This is a genomic window from Microbacterium sp. (assembly GCF_031180975.1).
Classification (GTDB): Bacteria; Actinomycetota; Actinomycetes; order Actinomycetales; family Microbacteriaceae; genus Microbacterium.
In genome coordinates this window covers 252,338-268,168 of the sequence record NZ_JAPSLI010000005.1, presented here as the reverse complement: position 1 = coordinate 268,168, position 15,831 = coordinate 252,338, and the positions used below count along the sequence as shown (strand labels likewise).

At 71.2% G+C, this 15,831-nt stretch carries 18 protein-coding genes; 5 read left to right on the top strand and 13 right to left on the bottom strand.

Going from position 1 to position 15,831, the window contains the following annotated elements; all coding sequences use genetic code 11:
* Positions 1–79: 79 nt before the first annotated feature.
* Genes RIF65_RS09405 through RIF65_RS09390 form a run of 4 tightly spaced genes read right to left on the bottom strand, consistent with a single transcriptional unit; the run spans position 80 to position 2,797 of the window.
* A complete protein-coding gene (locus tag RIF65_RS09405) occupies positions 80–742 on the bottom strand; it encodes a hypothetical protein (protein ID WP_309065266.1) in 663 nt (220 codons plus the stop codon).
* Between the two features lie 14 nt (positions 743–756).
* Complete coding sequence (locus RIF65_RS09400; protein WP_309065265.1) at positions 757–1,518, bottom strand: SDR family NAD(P)-dependent oxidoreductase; 762 nt, start codon at positions 1,516–1,518, stop codon at positions 757–759.
* Positions 1,518–1,994 carry a dihydrofolate reductase gene (locus tag RIF65_RS09395; protein WP_309065264.1) on the bottom strand — a complete coding sequence of 159 codons (477 nt, stop codon included), beginning with the start codon at positions 1,992–1,994 and terminating at the stop codon, positions 1,518–1,520. The genes RIF65_RS09400 and RIF65_RS09395 overlap by 1 nt, the downstream gene beginning before the upstream one ends.
* On the bottom strand, positions 1,991–2,797 hold the full coding sequence (locus RIF65_RS09390) for a thymidylate synthase (RefSeq protein ID WP_309065263.1): 807 nt from the start codon (positions 2,795–2,797) through the stop codon (positions 1,991–1,993). Before RIF65_RS09390 ends, RIF65_RS09395 begins: the two co-directional genes overlap by 4 nt.
* 81 nt (positions 2,798–2,878) lie before the next feature.
* On the opposite strand from RIF65_RS09390, the gene RIF65_RS09385 reads away from it, so the two are divergent.
* From RIF65_RS09385 to RIF65_RS09375, 3 genes are all read left to right on the top strand, one after another.
* Positions 2,879–3,307 (top strand): TlpA family protein disulfide reductase, encoded by a 429-nt coding sequence (locus RIF65_RS09385; RefSeq protein WP_309065262.1) that lies wholly within the window; start codon positions 2,879–2,881, stop codon positions 3,305–3,307.
* Positions 3,304–3,765, top strand: a complete 462-nt coding sequence (locus tag RIF65_RS09380) for a DUF4395 domain-containing protein (protein WP_309065261.1) — start codon at positions 3,304–3,306, stop codon at positions 3,763–3,765. Before RIF65_RS09385 ends, RIF65_RS09380 begins: the two co-directional genes overlap by 4 nt.
* A 121-nt stretch (positions 3,766–3,886) precedes the next feature.
* Positions 3,887–4,312 carry an OsmC family peroxiredoxin gene (locus RIF65_RS09375; RefSeq protein WP_309065260.1) on the top strand — a complete coding sequence of 142 codons (426 nt, stop codon included), beginning with the start codon at positions 3,887–3,889 and terminating at the stop codon, positions 4,310–4,312.
* A gap of 73 nt (positions 4,313–4,385) precedes the next feature.
* Here RIF65_RS09375 and RIF65_RS09370 read toward each other — a convergent pair whose 3' ends face one another.
* The 6 genes from RIF65_RS09370 to RIF65_RS09345 all read right to left on the bottom strand — a co-directional run bounded on the left by RIF65_RS09370 (position 4,386) and on the right by RIF65_RS09345 (position 12,087).
* Complete coding sequence (locus RIF65_RS09370; RefSeq protein ID WP_309065259.1) at positions 4,386–4,829, bottom strand: hypothetical protein; 444 nt, start codon at positions 4,827–4,829, stop codon at positions 4,386–4,388.
* Positions 4,826–5,572, bottom strand: a complete 747-nt coding sequence (dapB, locus tag RIF65_RS09365; RefSeq protein WP_309065258.1) for a 4-hydroxy-tetrahydrodipicolinate reductase — start codon at positions 5,570–5,572, stop codon at positions 4,826–4,828. Before dapB ends, RIF65_RS09370 begins: the two co-directional genes overlap by 4 nt.
* Before the next feature lie 71 nt (positions 5,573–5,643).
* Positions 5,644–6,246 (bottom strand): histidine phosphatase family protein, encoded by a 603-nt coding sequence (locus RIF65_RS09360; RefSeq protein ID WP_309065257.1) that lies wholly within the window; start codon positions 6,244–6,246, stop codon positions 5,644–5,646.
* A 119-nt stretch (positions 6,247–6,365) separates the two neighbouring features.
* On the bottom strand, positions 6,366–7,391 hold the full coding sequence (locus RIF65_RS09355; protein WP_309065298.1) for an aldo/keto reductase: 1,026 nt from the start codon (positions 7,389–7,391) through the stop codon (positions 6,366–6,368).
* Positions 7,392–7,599: 208 nt separating this feature from the next.
* On the bottom strand, positions 7,600–9,873 hold the full coding sequence (locus RIF65_RS09350) for a polyribonucleotide nucleotidyltransferase (RefSeq protein WP_309065256.1): 2,274 nt from the start codon (positions 9,871–9,873) through the stop codon (positions 7,600–7,602).
* A 285-nt stretch (positions 9,874–10,158) separates the two neighbouring features.
* Complete coding sequence (locus RIF65_RS09345) at positions 10,159–12,087, bottom strand: glycosyltransferase (RefSeq protein ID WP_309065255.1); 1,929 nt, start codon at positions 12,085–12,087, stop codon at positions 10,159–10,161.
* Positions 12,088–12,242: 155 nt separating this feature from the next.
* Between RIF65_RS09345 and RIF65_RS09340 the strand changes: the two genes are divergently transcribed.
* Both RIF65_RS09340 and RIF65_RS09335 read left to right on the top strand, forming a co-directional pair.
* Positions 12,243–12,830 (top strand): DedA family protein, encoded by a 588-nt coding sequence (locus RIF65_RS09340; RefSeq protein ID WP_309065254.1) that lies wholly within the window; start codon positions 12,243–12,245, stop codon positions 12,828–12,830.
* A gap of 58 nt (positions 12,831–12,888) precedes the next feature.
* Positions 12,889–13,062: a DUF5302 domain-containing protein gene (locus tag RIF65_RS09335; protein ID WP_309065253.1), complete on the top strand. Its 174-nt coding sequence runs from the start codon at positions 12,889–12,891 to the stop codon at positions 13,060–13,062.
* 24 nt (positions 13,063–13,086) lie between these two features.
* Here the strand turns inward: RIF65_RS09335 and RIF65_RS09330 are convergent, their stop codons facing one another.
* The 3 genes from RIF65_RS09330 to RIF65_RS09320 are packed head-to-tail and all read right to left on the bottom strand — an operon-like array spanning position 13,087 to position 15,764.
* On the bottom strand, positions 13,087–13,836 hold the full coding sequence (locus tag RIF65_RS09330) for an SDR family oxidoreductase (RefSeq protein ID WP_309065252.1): 750 nt from the start codon (positions 13,834–13,836) through the stop codon (positions 13,087–13,089).
* A 55-nt stretch (positions 13,837–13,891) separates the two neighbouring features.
* Complete coding sequence (locus RIF65_RS09325) at positions 13,892–14,536, bottom strand: FMN reductase (RefSeq protein WP_309065251.1); 645 nt, start codon at positions 14,534–14,536, stop codon at positions 13,892–13,894.
* Between the two features lies 1 nt (position 14,537).
* Positions 14,538–15,764, bottom strand: a complete 1,227-nt coding sequence (locus RIF65_RS09320) for an LLM class flavin-dependent oxidoreductase (RefSeq protein ID WP_309065250.1) — start codon at positions 15,762–15,764, stop codon at positions 14,538–14,540.
* Positions 15,765–15,831: the final 67 nt, after the last annotated feature.

The window sequence follows — 15,831 nt, the reverse complement described above, 5'->3', positions numbered from 1 at the left end:
ATCGTTTCGAGGCGGCGATCACGCCGTCGGCTGCCGTCACGCCGGTCCCTGACCGCCGCGCTCACCCCTCGAATCCCCGTCACTGGGTCCCAAACAGCGCGCGCTCCAGGGCGTCCAGGATGACCGCCGGCTCCCGCGAGCGTGCGATCTCGCTGTGAGAGCCCCGATCGAAGCGGAACGCCAGGAGTTCTCCGTCCTCCTCCCGCACCCGCCAGTACGTTTCCCGATCACCGATCGCGAGCAGGTCGGCTGCGCCCCGAGGCAGGACGTCGAGCGCGGCCCGTCGCGCCAGGTGCTCGGCATGCGCTGCGAGATCCGCTCGTGAGACAGGACCCGTGACGGGCGGCGGTGGACCGAAATCGGCCACGGGCGTCCGCATGCCACCGAGGAACGCCCTGTAGGTATCGGGGTCGAAGCGTCCCGACGGCGAGCGGAGCACCGACCCGTCCGGTGCCACGAACACCGTCTCGCCGCCGTCGTGCCAGACCGCCGCGAGTTCTTCCGGCCCCCGCGTGACCGCGTACCGCACAGTCGAGCGATCGTACGGCTGTCCTCGATCGGCCGCCGCGCGCATGAGGAGTTCACGGGCCCACGCGGCTCGCCGCGTCGCGTCATGACCCCAGATCGTCCCGAGCTCGTCCTCGTCGACCAGGGGGGCGTCGGCCCCCAACGGCGGCGGCGCGGTGAAGCTCGTTCCGGGCGTCTGCCGCCGCTCCCGGCCCCGCGCTTCTTCCTTCGTCATCGTCCCTCCAGGTGTCAGACGCGCCCGCGCCGGGCGACCGCGGAGACCAGTGATCGGGGCAGCACACGGGTGAGCAGCACCGCCGCCTTGTAGCGCAGCGACGGCACCGAGACCGCCTTGCCGCGGGCGGCGTCGCGGAGGCCTGCGCGCACCACGTCCTCGGCGTCGAGCCACGCGAAGGCAGGCAGGCCCTCCTCGCCGACGGCCAGCCCCATCCGCTCGTGGAACGTCGTGTGCGTGAACCCGGGGCACAGCGCGGTGACGCTCACCCCGTCCCGGGCGTACTCGTCGTTGGCCCAGCGGCTGAAGCCGATCACCCAGGACTTGCACGCCGAGTACGTGGAACGGGAGATGAAGCCGGCGACGGATGCGACGTTGATGATGCGCCCGCCGCGGCCGCGCATGGTGCCCAGCGCGGCGTGCATCAGCCGCATCGTCGCCTCGACGTGCACCCGCAGGTGGCGCACCTCGTCATCGATGTCGTTGTCGGCGAAGGTGAGCGGCAGGCCGAAGCCGGCGTTGTTCACCAGCAGGTCGACCGGCGCGGCCGCATCCGCGAGGCGCTCGGCCACCCGGTCGACCTCATCGGCGACGGACAAGTCGGCGGGGATCACCTCGACGGCCACGCCGTGCCGCTCGCGCAGCTCTCCGGCCAGCGCCTCGAGCGCCTCGACGCCGCGAGCGACCAGCACGAGGTCGGCGCCGCGGGCGGCCAGTCGGCGGGCGAACTCCGCGCCGAGTCCGGCGCTCGCGCCGGTGATGAGCGCGGTGGGCATCAGCGCTCGTAGCCCAGGAAGCGGTAGCGGATGCCGGATCGCGAGGTCTGCCACGGCCCCTCGTCGACCACGCGCCAGCCGGCCTTGGACGGCGCGAACGCGTCGCCCTCGACGTCCACATCCAGCTCGGTGACCTCCAGCCGGTCGGCCTCCCCGATCAGCTGGCGGAAGATCTCGGCGCCGCCGATGACCCACGCCCGCTCCAGGCCGCGCAGCGCGTCCTGGACGTTCGCGGCACGCCGAGCCCCCTCGGCGCTCCAGTCCTGCTGGCGTGTGATGACGACGTTCTCCCGCTCCGGCAGGGGCCGGAACCGCTCGGGCAGCGAGTCCCAGGTCTTGCGACCCATCACGACCGGTGCACCGAGGGTGACCTCCTTGAAGTGCGCGAGGTCCTCGGGCACGTGCCACGGCATCCCGCCCTGCGCGCCGATCACACCGCCGTGGGCCTCCGCCCAGACCAGTCCGATCCACGTCATACCGCGACCTCCGCGCGAATCGCGGGGTGGTGTTGGTAGCCCTCCACGATGAAATCCTCGTACCGGTAGTCGACGATCGAGTCCGGCGTCCTGGCGAACCGCAGCGTCGGGTACGGGTAGGGCTCGCGCGTCAGCTGTTCCCGCACCTGCGCCACATGGTTGTCGTAGATGTGGCAGTCGCCTCCGGTCCAGACGAAGTCGCCAGGCTCCAGACCGGTCTGCTGCGCCACCATCAACGTCAGCAGCGCATACGAGGCGATGTTGAACGGGACGCCCAGGAAGAGGTCGGCGCTGCGCTGGTAGAGCTGGCACGACAGCCTGCCGTCGGCGACGTAGAACTGGAAGAGCGCGTGGCATGGCGCGAGCGCCATGTCGGGGATGTCGGCCGGGTTCCACGCCGAGACGATCAGGCGGCGGGAGTCCGGTGTGGCACGGATCTGCTCGATCACCTGCGCGAGCTGGTCGATGCTGCCGCCGTCGGGCGTCGGCCACGACCGCCACTGCACTCCGTAAACCGGGCCGAGGTCGCCCTCGGCGTCCGCCCACTCGTCCCAGATCGTCACGCCGTGCTCCTGCAGCCAGCGCACGTTCGAGTCGCCGCGCAGGAACCACAGCAGCTCGTACGCGATCGACTTGAAGTGCACCCGCTTGGTGGTGATCAGCGGGAAACCCTGCGACAGATCGAACCGGATCTGTCGCCCGAACACGCTGGTGGTCCCGGTGCCGGTGCGGTCGTCCTTGTGGGTGCCGTTCTCCAGCACGTCGCGCAGCAGATCTTCGTAGGGCGTGGGGACGGCGCTCATGTCTGCCACGATACCCCGGCCGGGTCGTCATCCATCGTCACATCCACCCCCGCACGGGTCGCGCGGACGTACTCTCGTGTCATGTCGCCGACCGCCGCCCTCGCGATCGTCGCCGCCCTGCTGCTGGCGACCATCGCCGTCGGCGTGGTGTGGCGGCTGCGGGACGGCCGGCTCCGCGCCGGTGACGGCAGCAGGGTCGACCCCGCCGACATCCCGCTGAGCGGCTCCCGCGCGACGCTGGTGCAGTTCAGCACCGAGATCTGCGCACGCTGCCCGCACGTGCGCCGGATGCTGTCGCACCTGGCATCCGCTCTCGACGGGGTCGAGCACATAGAGGTCGACCTGACGCACCGACCGGATCTGGCGAGCCGCTACCACGTGCTGCAGACTCCGACCACGTTCGTGCTCGACCGTGACGGGCGGGTCCGATCCCGTTTCAACGGCGTCCCTCGCCGTCACGACCTCGTGACGGCGCTCGCCACCATCCCCGCAACCGAGGAGAGACGATGACCCCTCCCACCGGCATCGACCCGCGCGGCCCACGCTTCGCCGCCGCGATCACCGCCGCTCTGCTGCTCGTGGCGACCCTGCTCGGCCTGCTCGGCGGCCCGAGGGCGTCGCTCCCCGCCGTGCTGCTCACCGTCCTGCTCGCCGGCCTGTTCCTGTGGGGCGTGGTGTCGCCGGCCACGCACCCGTGGGCGGCGCTGTACCGAGGAGTGGTCCGCCCGCGCCTGGCACCTCCGGCCGAGCTCGAGGATCCCCGCCCGCCGCGTTTCGCGCAGGCTGTGGGCCTGTTCGTCGTCGGCGCGGGCCTGCTGCTGCACCTGCTCGGGGTGCCGTGGGCGCTGCCGATCGCGACGGCGGCGGCGTTCGTCGCGGCGTTCCTGAACGCCGTGTTCGGGCTGTGCCTGGGATGCCAGCTGTACCTGCTCCTGCGCCGGTCCGGCATCCTCCGTCCGGCGTCCTGATCACGACGGCCGCCGCGAAACCCGGCCGAGGCGTTCCCTCGCGTCCGGGGGCATCGGTAGGCTGGCCGGACGGCGCGACAAGTGCGTCGTCGTGCGACCCCGCGACTTCTGGAGGAACCCCATGACCGCTACCAGCGAAGCGACCACCACCTGGACCGGCTCCCTGATGGAGGGCTCCGGCACGGTCGCCTTCTCGTCCTCGAACCTCGGCACCTTCCCGATCGACTGGAAGGCCCGCACCGAGGGCTCCGAGACGACCACCACCCCGGAGGAGCTCATCGCCGCCGCGCACGCGTCCTGCTTCAGCATGGCGTTCTCGCACGCGCTGGCCGAGAACGGCACCCCGCCGGAGCGACTGAACACCACGGCGTCGGTCACGTTCAAGCCCGGCACCGGCATCACCGGCAGCCACCTGAACGTCAACGCCACCGTTCCGGGCATCTCGCCGGAGAAGTTCCAGGAGATCGCTCAGGAGGCCAAGGTCGGCTGCCCCGTGTCGCAGGCCCTCGCCGGCGTCGAGATCACCATCGAGGCGTCCCTGGCGTAACGGCCGCCTTCCGAGCCCCGGGTCCCGCGCACGCGCGATGGGACCCGGGGCTCATCGCTGTGCGGCGTGGCCGTCAGCGGCGCGTCCGGGCCAGCCGGATCGCGGCACGGATGCTGGAGCGCGCGGCCCGGCGCTGTCCGGCGGAGTCCTCGACGACCCCGAGCCGGAAGTGGGCACGCCAGTCGCCCTGCGCCGCCTCGGCCTCGGCGCGGTAGCGCCGCAGCAGCGCCTCCGCGTCGGCGTCCGCGAGCCGCCCGCTCGGTGTGAGCGGCTGCGTGGCTTCCGGCATTCCGCCCTCCGCGTCCAGCGCACGGCCGAGCCGGTCAGCGGCGAAGCCGAACTGCAGCTCGCGCACCAGTGCCCACGCGCCGATCAGCGGCAGCACCAGGAGTGCGACACCCATGGCGACCGCGATCGCGTCGCCGGACGTCACCAGAGCGACGGCGCGCCACCCGACGACGACCAGGTAGAGCAGCAGGGCGGCCGTCATCACGACGACCGCGATGCGCGAGCTCACGAGCGAGCCCTGATGCCGATGTCGATCATGTGTTCGAGGCCGACGGTCACGCCGCGGGCGTCTCGGGCGTACGGCAGGGCGAGTCGGATGCCGGGCGCGTAGGCGGTGGCCGGGTCGACGGTGTCGTGCACGATCGCGAGCGACTCCCCCGCGCCGGACAGGATCACCTCCTGACGGGCGATGACGCCCGGCCGTCGCAGCGAGTGCACCGGGACGCCGGCGACCTGCTGGCCGCGGGCGCGCTGGTCGGCGTGGGGCGCACGGAACGGCCCCTGCTCGTCACGCGCGGCGGTCATCAGCTCTGCGGTGCGCACGGCCGTTCCGCTGGGCGAGTCGATCTTGGTGTCGCGGTGCGCCTCGACGACCTCGGCGAACTCGAAGAAGGGCGCCGCGGCGGCCGCGAGAGCCGAGCCGATGACCGATCCGAGCGAGAAGTTCGGGATGAACACCGCACCGGTGCCCGCCGCCTCCACCAGCGGGCGCACCAGAGCGATCCGCTCCTGCGACCATCCCGAGGTGCCGACGAGCACGTTGATCCCCCGCTCGGTCGCCGCACGGACCACCTCCACGCTCACCGCAGGCGTCGATGCGTCCACGACGAGCTGCGCGCCGTCCAGGTCGCCCAGGTCGCTGCCCGACGTGAGGATCCTGTGCACCTCGAAGCCGTCGAGCTCGTCGATCACCGCACGGATGACCCCGCCGAGTTTTCCCGAACCGCCGACGAGAGCAACCTGAGTGGACATGGATCCAGTCTAGTTTCGGCGGGCGCACCGGGACGCCGCCACGCAGCGGACATGGTCCGGGTGAGGCCGCGTCACACCGCGACGATGTCTGGCAGACCGGTGCGCAGCTCCATCGGCAGGTGTCCGAGGTCGTTGTGGCTCAGCAGCGTCCACGGTCGCCCCTGCTTCTGCGCGATGACGGTCAGGCCGCAGTGCGCCTGGTTCAGCGTCATCCAGCGCCAGTCCGGGGCGCCCAGCACCTCGCGGACGAACCACGCGATCACGAAGTTGTGCGTGATGAGCACCTCGTGCACGTCGCCGTGACGGCGGGTGAGGAACTCGCCGACGGCATCCGCCATCTGCGCGCGCCCCGCGTCGATCTCCGCCTCGGTCACCGAGCCGAAGAACGGCTCATACGCTGCGGGCGTGTCCTCGGTCATTCCGGTGGGCACGCAGTCGAACAGCAGCGCGGACGGCTCGGGGTCGACGGACGGGAGCCGGGCGGCGATCGCCTTCGCCGTCTCGGTGGCCCGCAGCAGCGGCGAATGCCAGACGGCCTCCAACGGAAGACCGGAGAGCCGGTCGGCGATCAGCTCCGCCTGACGCTGCCCTCGCGGCGAGAGGGGTCCGTCGTCGACGCCGTGCTCGGCGTCCTGATGTTCACCGTGTCTGACCAGATATATGTAGTGCGTCACAACCCTGCTCGCTTCGTCGCCGCCGCATGGGGGCTCCTCCAGCTTAGGTCACGTGCCACGGCGCGCCCGGCGGGATGACACACGCCGGTGCGGAGCGCGAAGGAGCGATGCGCGGCGCGTCAGACGCCGGCGCGGGTGAGCTCGGCCAGCTGCGCCCGCGACAGGCTCACCCCCGCTCCCTGCACGAGCTCCTCGACGTGAGCGGCGGCGAACGCGTTCACGATCGGCGCGACGACGGTGCGCTGCGCGAGCAGCCAGGCGATCGAGACGGCGGCCACCGGGACGCCCAGTTCGGAGGCGACGAGATCCAAGGCGCGCAGCACCCGGATGCCGCGCCGGTTGATGTGCTCACGGAGTTGCTGCCCGCGCACTCCTGACGCCTGTCCCTTGCGTCGGTGGCGCCCGGACAGGAACCCGTGCTCGAGCGCGTGCGACGGCGTCACGGCGAGGCTCTGCGCCGAGGCGACCAGGCGCAGATCCCCCTCGAAGCCGTCACGGCGCAGCAGGTTGTACGGCTCGTCGAGCACCTCGATGCGGGGGTACCCGGCGGAGGCGAGGATGCGCGCCTCGACCAGTCGCTCGGCGGTGAAACGGAAGGCACCCACCGACGAGATCTTGCCTGCCTCGCGCAGCCATTCCACGGTGGCGAGGGTGTCCTCGAGGTTGGTGGTGCGATCCAGCGTCGCATCCAGGTACAGCACGTCCAGCCGTTCGACGCCGAGACGGGTGAGCGACCCCTCGACGGCACGGACCAGGTTCACCGAGCCGAGGCCCGGGTTGTCGGCGTGCGCACCGACCCTGACGCCGAGCACGACGCGGTCGCGTGCGCCTCTGCTGCGCAGCCACTGTCCGATGATGTGTTCGCTGCGCCCGCCGGAGAAGCCGTCGGCGGTGTGCACGGCGTTTCCGCCGTACTCCAGGTAGCGATCCAGGATGCCGTGACTCGTCTCCAGGTCGACGTTCCAGCCGAACTCGGCGGCGCCGAGCATCAGGGGGAACACCGCGTGTCCCGTCTCGCCGAGTGCGACGCGGATGCCCTCGCCGACGCCGGGTCCGACCACCGGGATCGGGGCGGAGGGGTGTTCGTCGCGCGGGTCGGCGGCGCGCTCGGCATCCGCTGCCGTGCCTACGCCGAACAGACGCATCCTCACCCCCGTGATCCCCGCTGACGCACCCCGAGGTGCGTACTTCCGAGGGTAGGTGACGATCGGGCTCGGGCCCGACGGGATCGGCGGGGTGCGGCGATGATCGTATAACGATTGGGTCACATCGGATACGACGGGGCCCGGGCCGCGTGTGCAGGCGGTCCGGGCCCCGGTTTCAGGGACGCCGGTTCACCGGCATCCCTGCGGATCAGGCGTCGGCGCTCTCAGCGACCTGCTCACCCTCGGCGGGGGCGTCGTCGAGCACGGGCTCGAGCGACAGCTTGCCGCGGTCGTCGATCTTCGTGATCTTCACGAGGATCTTCTGTCCGACCGAGAGCACGTCCTCCACGTTCTCGACGCGCTTGCCACCGGCGAGCTTGCGCACCTCGGTGACGTGCAGCAGGCCGTCCTTGCCGGGCAGGAGCGAGACGAACGCGCCGAAGGTCGCGATCTTGACGACGGTTCCGAGGAACTGCTCGCCCACCTCGGGGTTGGTCGGGTTGGCGATCGCGTTCACCTGGGCGCGGGCGGCCTCGGCCGAGGGGCCGTCGGTCGCGCCGATGTACACAGTGCCGTCCTCCTCGATGGAGATCTGCGCGCCGGTCTCGTCCTGGATCGCGTTGATCGTCTTGCCCTTCGGGCCGATCAGCTCGCCGATCTTGTCCACCGGGATCTGCACGCTGATGACGCGCGGCGCGGTCGGCGCCATCTCGTCCGGCGAGTCGATCGCGGCGTTCAGGACGTTCAGGATGGTCAGACGCGCGTCGCGAGCCTGGGTCAGGGCACCCGCCAGCACCGACGACGGGATGCCGTCGAGCTTGGTGTCCAGCTGGATCGCGGTGACGAACTCGCTGGTGCCGGCGACCTTGAAGTCCATGTCGCCGAGGGCGTCCTCGGCGCCGAGGATGTCGGTCAGCGCCGCGTAGCGGGTCTCGCCGTCGACCTCGTCGGAGACCAGGCCCATCGCGATGCCGGCGACGGGGGCGCGCAGCGGCACACCCGCGTTCAGCAGCGACAGAGTCGAGGCGCACACCGAGCCCATCGAGGTCGAACCGTTCGACCCGAGGGCCTCGGAGACCTGGCGGATGGCGTAGGGGAACTCCTCGCGGCTGGGCAGCACCGGCACGAGGGCGCGCTCGGCGAGGAAGCCGTGCCCGATCTCACGACGCTTCGGCGACCCGACACGGCCGGTCTCACCGGTCGAGTAGGGCGGGAAGTTGTAGTGGTGCATGTAGCGCTTGCTCGTGGTGGGCGACAGCGAGTCGATCTGCTGCTCCATCTTGAGCATGTTCAGCGTGGTGACGCCCAGGATCTGGGTCTCGCCGCGCTGGAAGATCGCCGAGCCGTGGACCCGAGGGATGACCTGCACCTCGGCGTCGAGCGGACGGATGTCGGCAAGGCCGCGGCCGTCGATGCGGACGTTCTCGGTGAGGATGCGCCCGCGGACGATCTTCTTGGTGACCGACTTGTACGCGGCCGCGAACTCCAGCGGCGCCGCCGCCGGGAGGTTCCCGGCCTCGGTCGCCTCGATGAGCTCGTTGCGGACGCGGTCCTTGATCGCGTCGTCGGCGCTCTGGCGCTCCTGCTTGTCGGCGATCTGGTAGACGTTCACCAGCTCGTCGTAGGCGCGGCCGGCGACGAAGTCGTAGACCTCCTGGCTGTACGCCGGGAAGACGGGGTAGACGCCCGGCTCCTTCGAGGCGGTGGCGGCCAGCTCGGCCTGCGCCTTCACCAGCTGCGAGATGAACGGCTTGGCCGCCTCGAGTCCCTGCGCGACGATGTCCTCGTTGGGCTTGGTCGCGCCGGCCTTGATGAGGTTCCAGCTGTTCTCAGTGGCCTCGGCCTCGACCATCATGATCGCGACGTCCTCGGAGCCGTCCGACTTGGTGACGACGCGACCGGCGACCACCAGGTCGAACACGGCCTGGTCGACCTGCTCGGCGTTCGGGAACGCGACCCACTGGTCGGCGTGCTCGCCGTGACCGGGGATGAACGCCAGGCGCACGCCGGCGATCGGGCCGGAGAACGGCAGGCCCGAGATCTGGGTCGACGCCGATGCGGCGTTGATCGCGAGGGCGTCGTAGAACTCGCCCGGCGCGATCGACAGCACGGTGATGACGATCTGGACCTCGTTGCGCAGACCCTCGACGAACGAGGGACGCAGCGGACGGTCGATCAGGCGGCACACCAGGATCGCCTCGGTGGAGGGACGGCCCTCGCGGCGGAAGAACGAGCCGGGGATCTTGCCGGCGGCGTAGGAGCGCTCCTCCACGTCGACGGTCAGCGGGAAGAAGTCGAACCCTTCACGCGGGTGCTTCGAGGCGCTGGTGGCCGACAGAAGCATGGTCTCGCCGTCGAGGTACGCGGCGACGGCGCCCTGCGCCTGCTGCGCGAGACGACCCGTCTCGAACCGGACGGTGCGGGTGCCGAAGCGGCCGTTGTCGAGAACGGCCTCGGTGGCGGTGATTTCAGGACCTTCCAAGAGGTCTCTCCTTCTTTGTTTAGGCTCGCGGACCCGTATGGTGCGCGAGTAGGTGCGAAGGAGCGGATGCGGACAGATATAAGCGCGCGGGCACTCCCGCGAATCTCGCCTGCGCTGGCCACCAGTAGAAGATCACCCGGCGCCGTGTGCGACGAGGAACCCACCACAGGGGACCAGCTTCTCAGCCGACCGCTCCGTGTCAGCCTGTATGCAGTTGACGGATGCCACAGGCAACCGCATCCAGCCTAGCAGGGGGCACCTGGGCGGCCGAAGACCCCGAGTCCATCAAGACGGCGCGGCGGCCGGATCGTGCACATTCGATCGGCCGATGTACACGTAGTCGCCGTGCTTCGCCGAGCGCCCGTCGCCGGCGACCCTCCCCCGCAGTCGGCGCCACATCCACGGCAAGGCGTGCCGGCGCCACCACAGCCGGCGGGTGAGCCGTTCGTGCTCGTGCAGCACCTCGTCGAGTGCGCCCAGCGCCTGCGCGTGCGGGACGCCCAGTCGCTCGGCCACCAGGTAGGCGAGCAGCCGGTGGCCGCGGCTGGAGAGGTGCACCAGGTCCTCCGCCCAGTTCGCCCGCTCCCCCAGCTGCGGATGCAGGTCGGTGTCCACCAGGATCGCGCCCGTGCGGGATGCGACTCGCGCGAGCTCGCCGGCGAAGTCCGCGAACCGCCGCGCGAAGAACGCCGACTCCACGCGACGAGGCAGGAAGGGTGTGACCAGCACGACGTCGGCGCCATCCTCGCGCAGCTGCACGACGCCGGCCTCCAACTCCGCGACGAGCGCGTCCAGATCGGCGCGCACCCGCACCAGGTCGTTCGCGCCCACCAGGATCGACACCAGGTCGGGCCGCAGTTCGCGCGCTCGGCGCAGCTGGTCGCCGCACACCCCGCCCACCCGCTGCGAGCGCACGGCGAGGTTCGCGTAGTGCAGCCCGGCATCCGCGGACAGCAGCAGGGCGAGCCGGTCGGCCCAGCCGCGCAGCGCACCGTCCGGCGCGGGGTCGCACAACCCCTCGGTGAGCGAGTCGCCGAGGGCGATGTACCGCTGCCACGGTCGTCTGGGCTCACTCCGCGGCAGCTCCGGGCGCGGCGTGCGCGGACGTCGCATCCGGCTGTCGATCCCGTGCAGCCGGCGCGCATCCTCGAAGTGCCCGAGCAGCTCGTCGCACACGACGTCCCAGGAGCGATCCTCGACGGCGGCTCGGCCGGCGCGTCCGAACGCCTGGCGCTTGCGCGTGTCGCCGGCGAGGTCGGCGACACGCATCCGCAGGTCGTCGAGGTCGCCGGGGCGGTACAGCCATCCGTCGACGCCCATCCTGACGAGGTCGAGCGGGCCGCCCCGCCCCGTGGCGACGACGGGCACCCCGCTGGCGTGCGCCTCCTGCAGCGTCTGTCCGAAGGTGTCGCTCTCCCCCGGGTGCACGAAGATGTCGAAGGATGCCATGGTCTCGGCGAGCGTCGCACCCGAGAGGTGCCCCAGGAAGACGGCATCCGGCAGCAGCGTCTCCAGCCGCGGCCGGGCGGGGCCGTCGCCGACGATGACCAGACGGATGCCGGGAAGCGCGGCGAGTGCGGCCAAGTCCTCCACCTGCTTCTCCGGCGCGAGCCGTCCGACGTAGCCGACGACCGTCCGGCCGTCCGCGCGGTGCACCCAGGCCTGCAACCGTCGATCGGGGTGGAAGCGCTCGGCGTCCACTCCCCTGCCCCACCTCCGGACGCGGTCGACACCCAGACGCGCCAACTGCGCCTCGGACTGCGTCGACGGCGCGAGGGTGAGGGTGGCGCGCCGATGCAGGCGGCCGATGTGAGCCTCGGCGAACGAGCGCGTCACCGCGGCCCCGTAGCGGCTGGTGTACGCGACGACGTCGGTCTGATAGGCCGCGACGGAGGCGATGCCGAGACGCTCGGCGGCGAGCACCCCGCGCCAGCCGAGCGCGAACGGCGACGCCAGATGGACGACATCCGGCTCGAACCGGCGCAGAGCCTCGGTCACCCTGTTCGTCGACGACGTGCCCACCCTGACATGCCGGTAACCCGGCAGCGGCAGGGAGGCGACCGGCTCGACCCGGGCGGCGCCGGAGCGCACCGGCATGTCGCGCGCGGCGGGGGCGATCACATGCGCGTCATGGCCGGCCCGCTCCAGGTGCCGCAGGATGTGCAGCACCGACCCGGTCACGCCGTTCATGTGCGGGAGGAAGGACTCGGTCACGATCGCCACTCTCACGCTGCCAGGATCCCCCGGAGTGCACGCACGAGCGGTGCCGTGGGCGGCGGCTTCGCCAAGAGTTCACCGGACGAACGGATGCCGGTCACCGGCCAGCTTCCGGACCGCTGATGTTCACCTCGGCGGGGCACAGTGGCCTCATGCTGCCCGAACCCGTGCTGAGCGTTCTGACCGGACCGTGGGGGCTCGCTGTGATGGCCGCGCTCGTGCTGGGCGACGCGTTCCTGGTGGTCGTCCCGGGTGAGATCGCCGTGACGGCGCTCGGCGCTCTCGCCCTCCCGCACGGCGCGGGACGGCTCGCGGCGGTGATCGCGGTCGCGGCCGGCGCGGCGTGGCTCGGTGATGTGGCCTGTTACCTGCTCGGCCGCCTGGCGGGCGTGGACCGCTGGCGCTGGATGCGTGCCGCGAGGGTGCGCGCCGCGCTCGCCTGGGCGCACGCGCGCCTTGAGCGCGGCGCGGCGACGGTGCTGTTCACCGCGAGGTTCGTGCCGTTCGCCCGGCTCGCGGTGAACCTCGTGGCCGGTGTGGCACGAATGCACCCGGCGCGCTATCTCGCCCTGGCCGGGGCCGCGGCGCTGGGCTGGGCGTCATACCAGGCGGCGATCGGTGCCGTCGTGGCGGCGGTGGTCCCCGGCGGCCCGGTCCCGGCGATCCTGGTGTCGGTGGCGGTCGCCGTCGGCATCGGTCTGCTGCTCGATCTGGCCCTGCGTCGGCGCACCCCGCTGTGATCCGATTCACTCGCTGCGATCGGCGCACACGGCGCGGCATCCGGGCTAGGCTGACGCCATGAGCGAAGACAAGGCAGTCTCTTCCGACGAGATGAAGCGCAAGTTCAAGGAAGCGCTCGACAAGAAGAACGCACGCAACCGCAACGGCGAGGCCCACCTCGACGGCGACTCCGCCGTACACGCCACCCACGCCCCGCAGATGAAGCGCGAGTTCCGTCGCAAGAGCGGTTGAGCGTCAGAGCGGCAGGCGGTCGCTTCAGCCCACGGGCTGCGCCGCCAGCCACTCCTCGAATGTGACGCGCCCGCGTTCGGCATCCGGCCCGGGGAGCAGGCTGCCGTCCCGCATCGCCGCACCGAAGGCGCCGGGTACGCGGATCCGCGGCATCCAGCCTCGCCCGCCGCTGCGCCGGGCCCACGCCCGCATCATGTCGGCGAGGTCCTCCTCCTGCGGTCCGGAGAGGTCACGCGCCCGCCCCTGCGGCGAGCCCTCGGCCAGATCGACGAGCCGCGCGGCGACCTCGTCGACGGCGACCGGCTGCGTGCGCATGTGCGCCACCGGGTGCACGGGCCCGAACGCGAGCCGCGCGTGCATCTGGGCGGCGAAGTCGTGGAACTGCGTGGCTCGCAGGATCGTCCACGGGACGGCGTGCGAGGCGACGAGCCCCTCCTGGGCGAGTTTGGCGCCGTAGTAGCCGTGCGGCACGCGGTCGACGCCGACGATGGACAGAGCGATGTGATGCTCGACCCCTGCCCTGCCCTCGGCGTCCAGCAGGTTGGACGTGGCGGTGCGGAAGAACCGGGTGGCTGCCTTCTCGCTGAGCGTCTCGATGTTCAGCACGTCGATGACGGCATCCGCTCCGCGCAGCGCGCCCTCCAGGCCGACGCCGGTGCGGACGTCGACGCCGGCGCTGCGGCTCAGCGCTCGAGTGGCGTGCCCGCGGGCCTGCGCGATCCTCACGATCCGGGATCCGACAACCCCGGTCCCTCCCGCGACGGCGATGTCCATGCCGACCATCATCCCGCACCCGGCCGGCCGCTGTCAGCCGGCCGGGTGGACGGGTTCACTCCCCCGCGAGACCGCCGAGCAGGTGGCCGAACGACCGGCCTTCGCCGAGGTAGGTCGCCGGGTCGTACGGGTCGGCGTCCTTGGCGGGCTCACGGCGGAGGATCGCCTCTGCCAGCTCGCGTGCGCCACGTTCCACGCGGGCGCTGAGCGGTGCCACGTCGTCGGCGCTGGCGCCCCAGTCGCTGGAGGCGGCGAACACGCCGGTGGACACGGGTTCCGCGTGCAGGTACGTGAACAGCGGGCGGATGGCGTAGTCGATCGCCAGCGAGTGCCGTGCTGTTCCGGCGTTCGCGCCGATCAGCACCGGCTTGCCGGTGAGTGCATCGGGGTCGAGCACGTCGATGAACGACTTGAACAGGCCGGAGTAGCTCGTCGAGAAGATCGGGGTGACCGCGATCACGGCATCCGCGGAGACGACCCGGTTGATCGCCTCCTCGAGTGCCGGTGGGGCGAAGCCGGTGAGCAGGTTGTTGGTGATGTCGTGCGCGAGGTCGCGCAGCTCGATCATGTCCACCTTCACCTGCACCTCGCGCTGCATGAGGGCCTTGGCGGTCTCCGCCGCCAGCCTGTCGGCCAGCATCCTGGTCGACGACGGGTTCGACAGGCCGGCCGAGACGACGGCGATCCTGCGCTCGGTCATGTCAGGCTCCCTTCCTGCTGGCGGCGGCGCCGAACGCCGAGCCGGATGCCGTCGCCGGCGCGTCCTGGTACGGCGAGCCGGCCGTGAGGTTGTCGCCACGGTTGGGCGCAGGCCGCGCCTCGCGCGACGGGCCGTCGCCGTAGACCGCCTTCACACGGGCGGCGTGGGTCGGCGCGTCGGGCACGGATGCCGGTCGGTTGCGCGCCAGCTCACGGCGCAGCACCGGCACCACCTCGCTGCCGAGGATGTCGAGCTGCTCGAGCACGATCTTCAGCGGCAGGCCGGCGTGGTCCATCAGGAACAGCTGGCGCTGGTAGTCGCCGAAGTGGTCGCGCATCGCGGCGTACCGGTCGATGACCTGCTGCGGCGAGCCCACCGTCAGCGGCGTCATCTCGGTGAAGTCCTCCATGCTCGGACCGTGGCCGTACACCGGGGCGTTGTCGAAGTAGGGGCGGAACTCGTTGACCGCGTCCTGCGAGTTCGCCCGCATGAACACCTGGCCGCCGAGACCGACGATCGCCTGCTCCGGGGTGCCGTGGCCGTAGTGCGCATACCGCTGGCGGTACAGCTCGATGAGGCGCTGGTAGTGCTCCTTGGGCCAGAAGATGTTGTTGGCGAAGAACCCGTCGCCGTAGTACGCGGCCTGCTCGGCGATCTCGGGGGTGCGGATCGAGCCGTGCCACACGAACGGAGCGACGCCGTCGAGCGGTCGCGGCGTGGCGGTGAAGCCCTGCAGCGGGGTGCGGAACTTGCCGTCCCAGTCGACGACGTCCTCACGCCACAGCTTGTGCAGCAACGCGTAGTTCTCGATCGCGAGCGGCAGACCCTGACGGATGTCTTTGCCGAACCACGGGTAGACCGGGCCGGTGTTGCCGCGGCCGAGCATCAGGTCCATACGTCCGCCGGACACGTGCTGCAGCATCGCGTACTCCTCGGCGATGCGCACCGGGTCGTTCGTCGTGATCAGCGTGGTCGAGGTGGAGACGATCAGGCGCTCGGTCTGCGCGGCGACGGCCGCGAGGAACGTCGTGGGACTGGAGGACCAGAACGGCGGATTGTGGTGCTCACCGATCGCGAAGACGTCCAGACCCACCTCCTCGGCGTGCTTGGCGATCGTCAGCGTCGCCTGGATGCGCTCGCGTTCGCTGGGCGTGACACCCGTGGTCGGGTCCTGCGTGATGTCGCTGACCGACATGATGCCGAACTGCATCGCGCTGTGCTCGCTCATGGTTCTCTCCGATCGGGATGCCGGTGGGCATCCGCTCTATTCATGTGAATGTAATTGATCCAACGCG

Bases quoted from the DNA above. Each gene is read 5' to 3' on its own strand.
- RIF65_RS09405 (WP_309065266.1), bottom strand. From the start codon at position 742: ATGACGAAGGAAGAAGCGCGGGGCCGGGAGCGGCGGCAGACGCCCGGA.
- RIF65_RS09400 (WP_309065265.1), bottom strand. From the start codon at position 1,518: ATGCCCACCGCGCTCATCACCGGCGCGAGCGCCGGACTCGGCGCGGAG.
- RIF65_RS09395 (WP_309065264.1), bottom strand. From the start codon at position 1,994: ATGACGTGGATCGGACTGGTCTGGGCGGAGGCCCACGGCGGTGTGATC.
- RIF65_RS09390 (WP_309065263.1), bottom strand. From the start codon at position 2,797: ATGAGCGCCGTCCCCACGCCCTACGAAGATCTGCTGCGCGACGTGCTG.
- RIF65_RS09385 (WP_309065262.1), top strand. From the start codon at position 2,879: ATGTCGCCGACCGCCGCCCTCGCGATCGTCGCCGCCCTGCTGCTGGCG.
- RIF65_RS09380 (WP_309065261.1), top strand. From the start codon at position 3,304: ATGACCCCTCCCACCGGCATCGACCCGCGCGGCCCACGCTTCGCCGCC.
- RIF65_RS09375 (WP_309065260.1), top strand. From the start codon at position 3,887: ATGACCGCTACCAGCGAAGCGACCACCACCTGGACCGGCTCCCTGATG.
- dapB (WP_309065258.1), bottom strand. From the start codon at position 5,572: ATGTCCACTCAGGTTGCTCTCGTCGGCGGTTCGGGAAAACTCGGCGGG.
- RIF65_RS09355 (WP_309065298.1), bottom strand. From the start codon at position 7,391: ATGCGTCTGTTCGGCGTAGGCACGGCAGCGGATGCCGAGCGCGCCGCC.
- RIF65_RS09340 (WP_309065254.1), top strand. From the start codon at position 12,243: ATGCTGCCCGAACCCGTGCTGAGCGTTCTGACCGGACCGTGGGGGCTC.
- RIF65_RS09335 (WP_309065253.1), top strand. From the start codon at position 12,889: ATGAGCGAAGACAAGGCAGTCTCTTCCGACGAGATGAAGCGCAAGTTC.
- RIF65_RS09330 (WP_309065252.1), bottom strand. From the start codon at position 13,836: ATGGACATCGCCGTCGCGGGAGGGACCGGGGTTGTCGGATCCCGGATC.
- RIF65_RS09325 (WP_309065251.1), bottom strand. From the start codon at position 14,536: ATGACCGAGCGCAGGATCGCCGTCGTCTCGGCCGGCCTGTCGAACCCG.
- RIF65_RS09320 (WP_309065250.1), bottom strand. From the start codon at position 15,764: ATGAGCGAGCACAGCGCGATGCAGTTCGGCATCATGTCGGTCAGCGAC.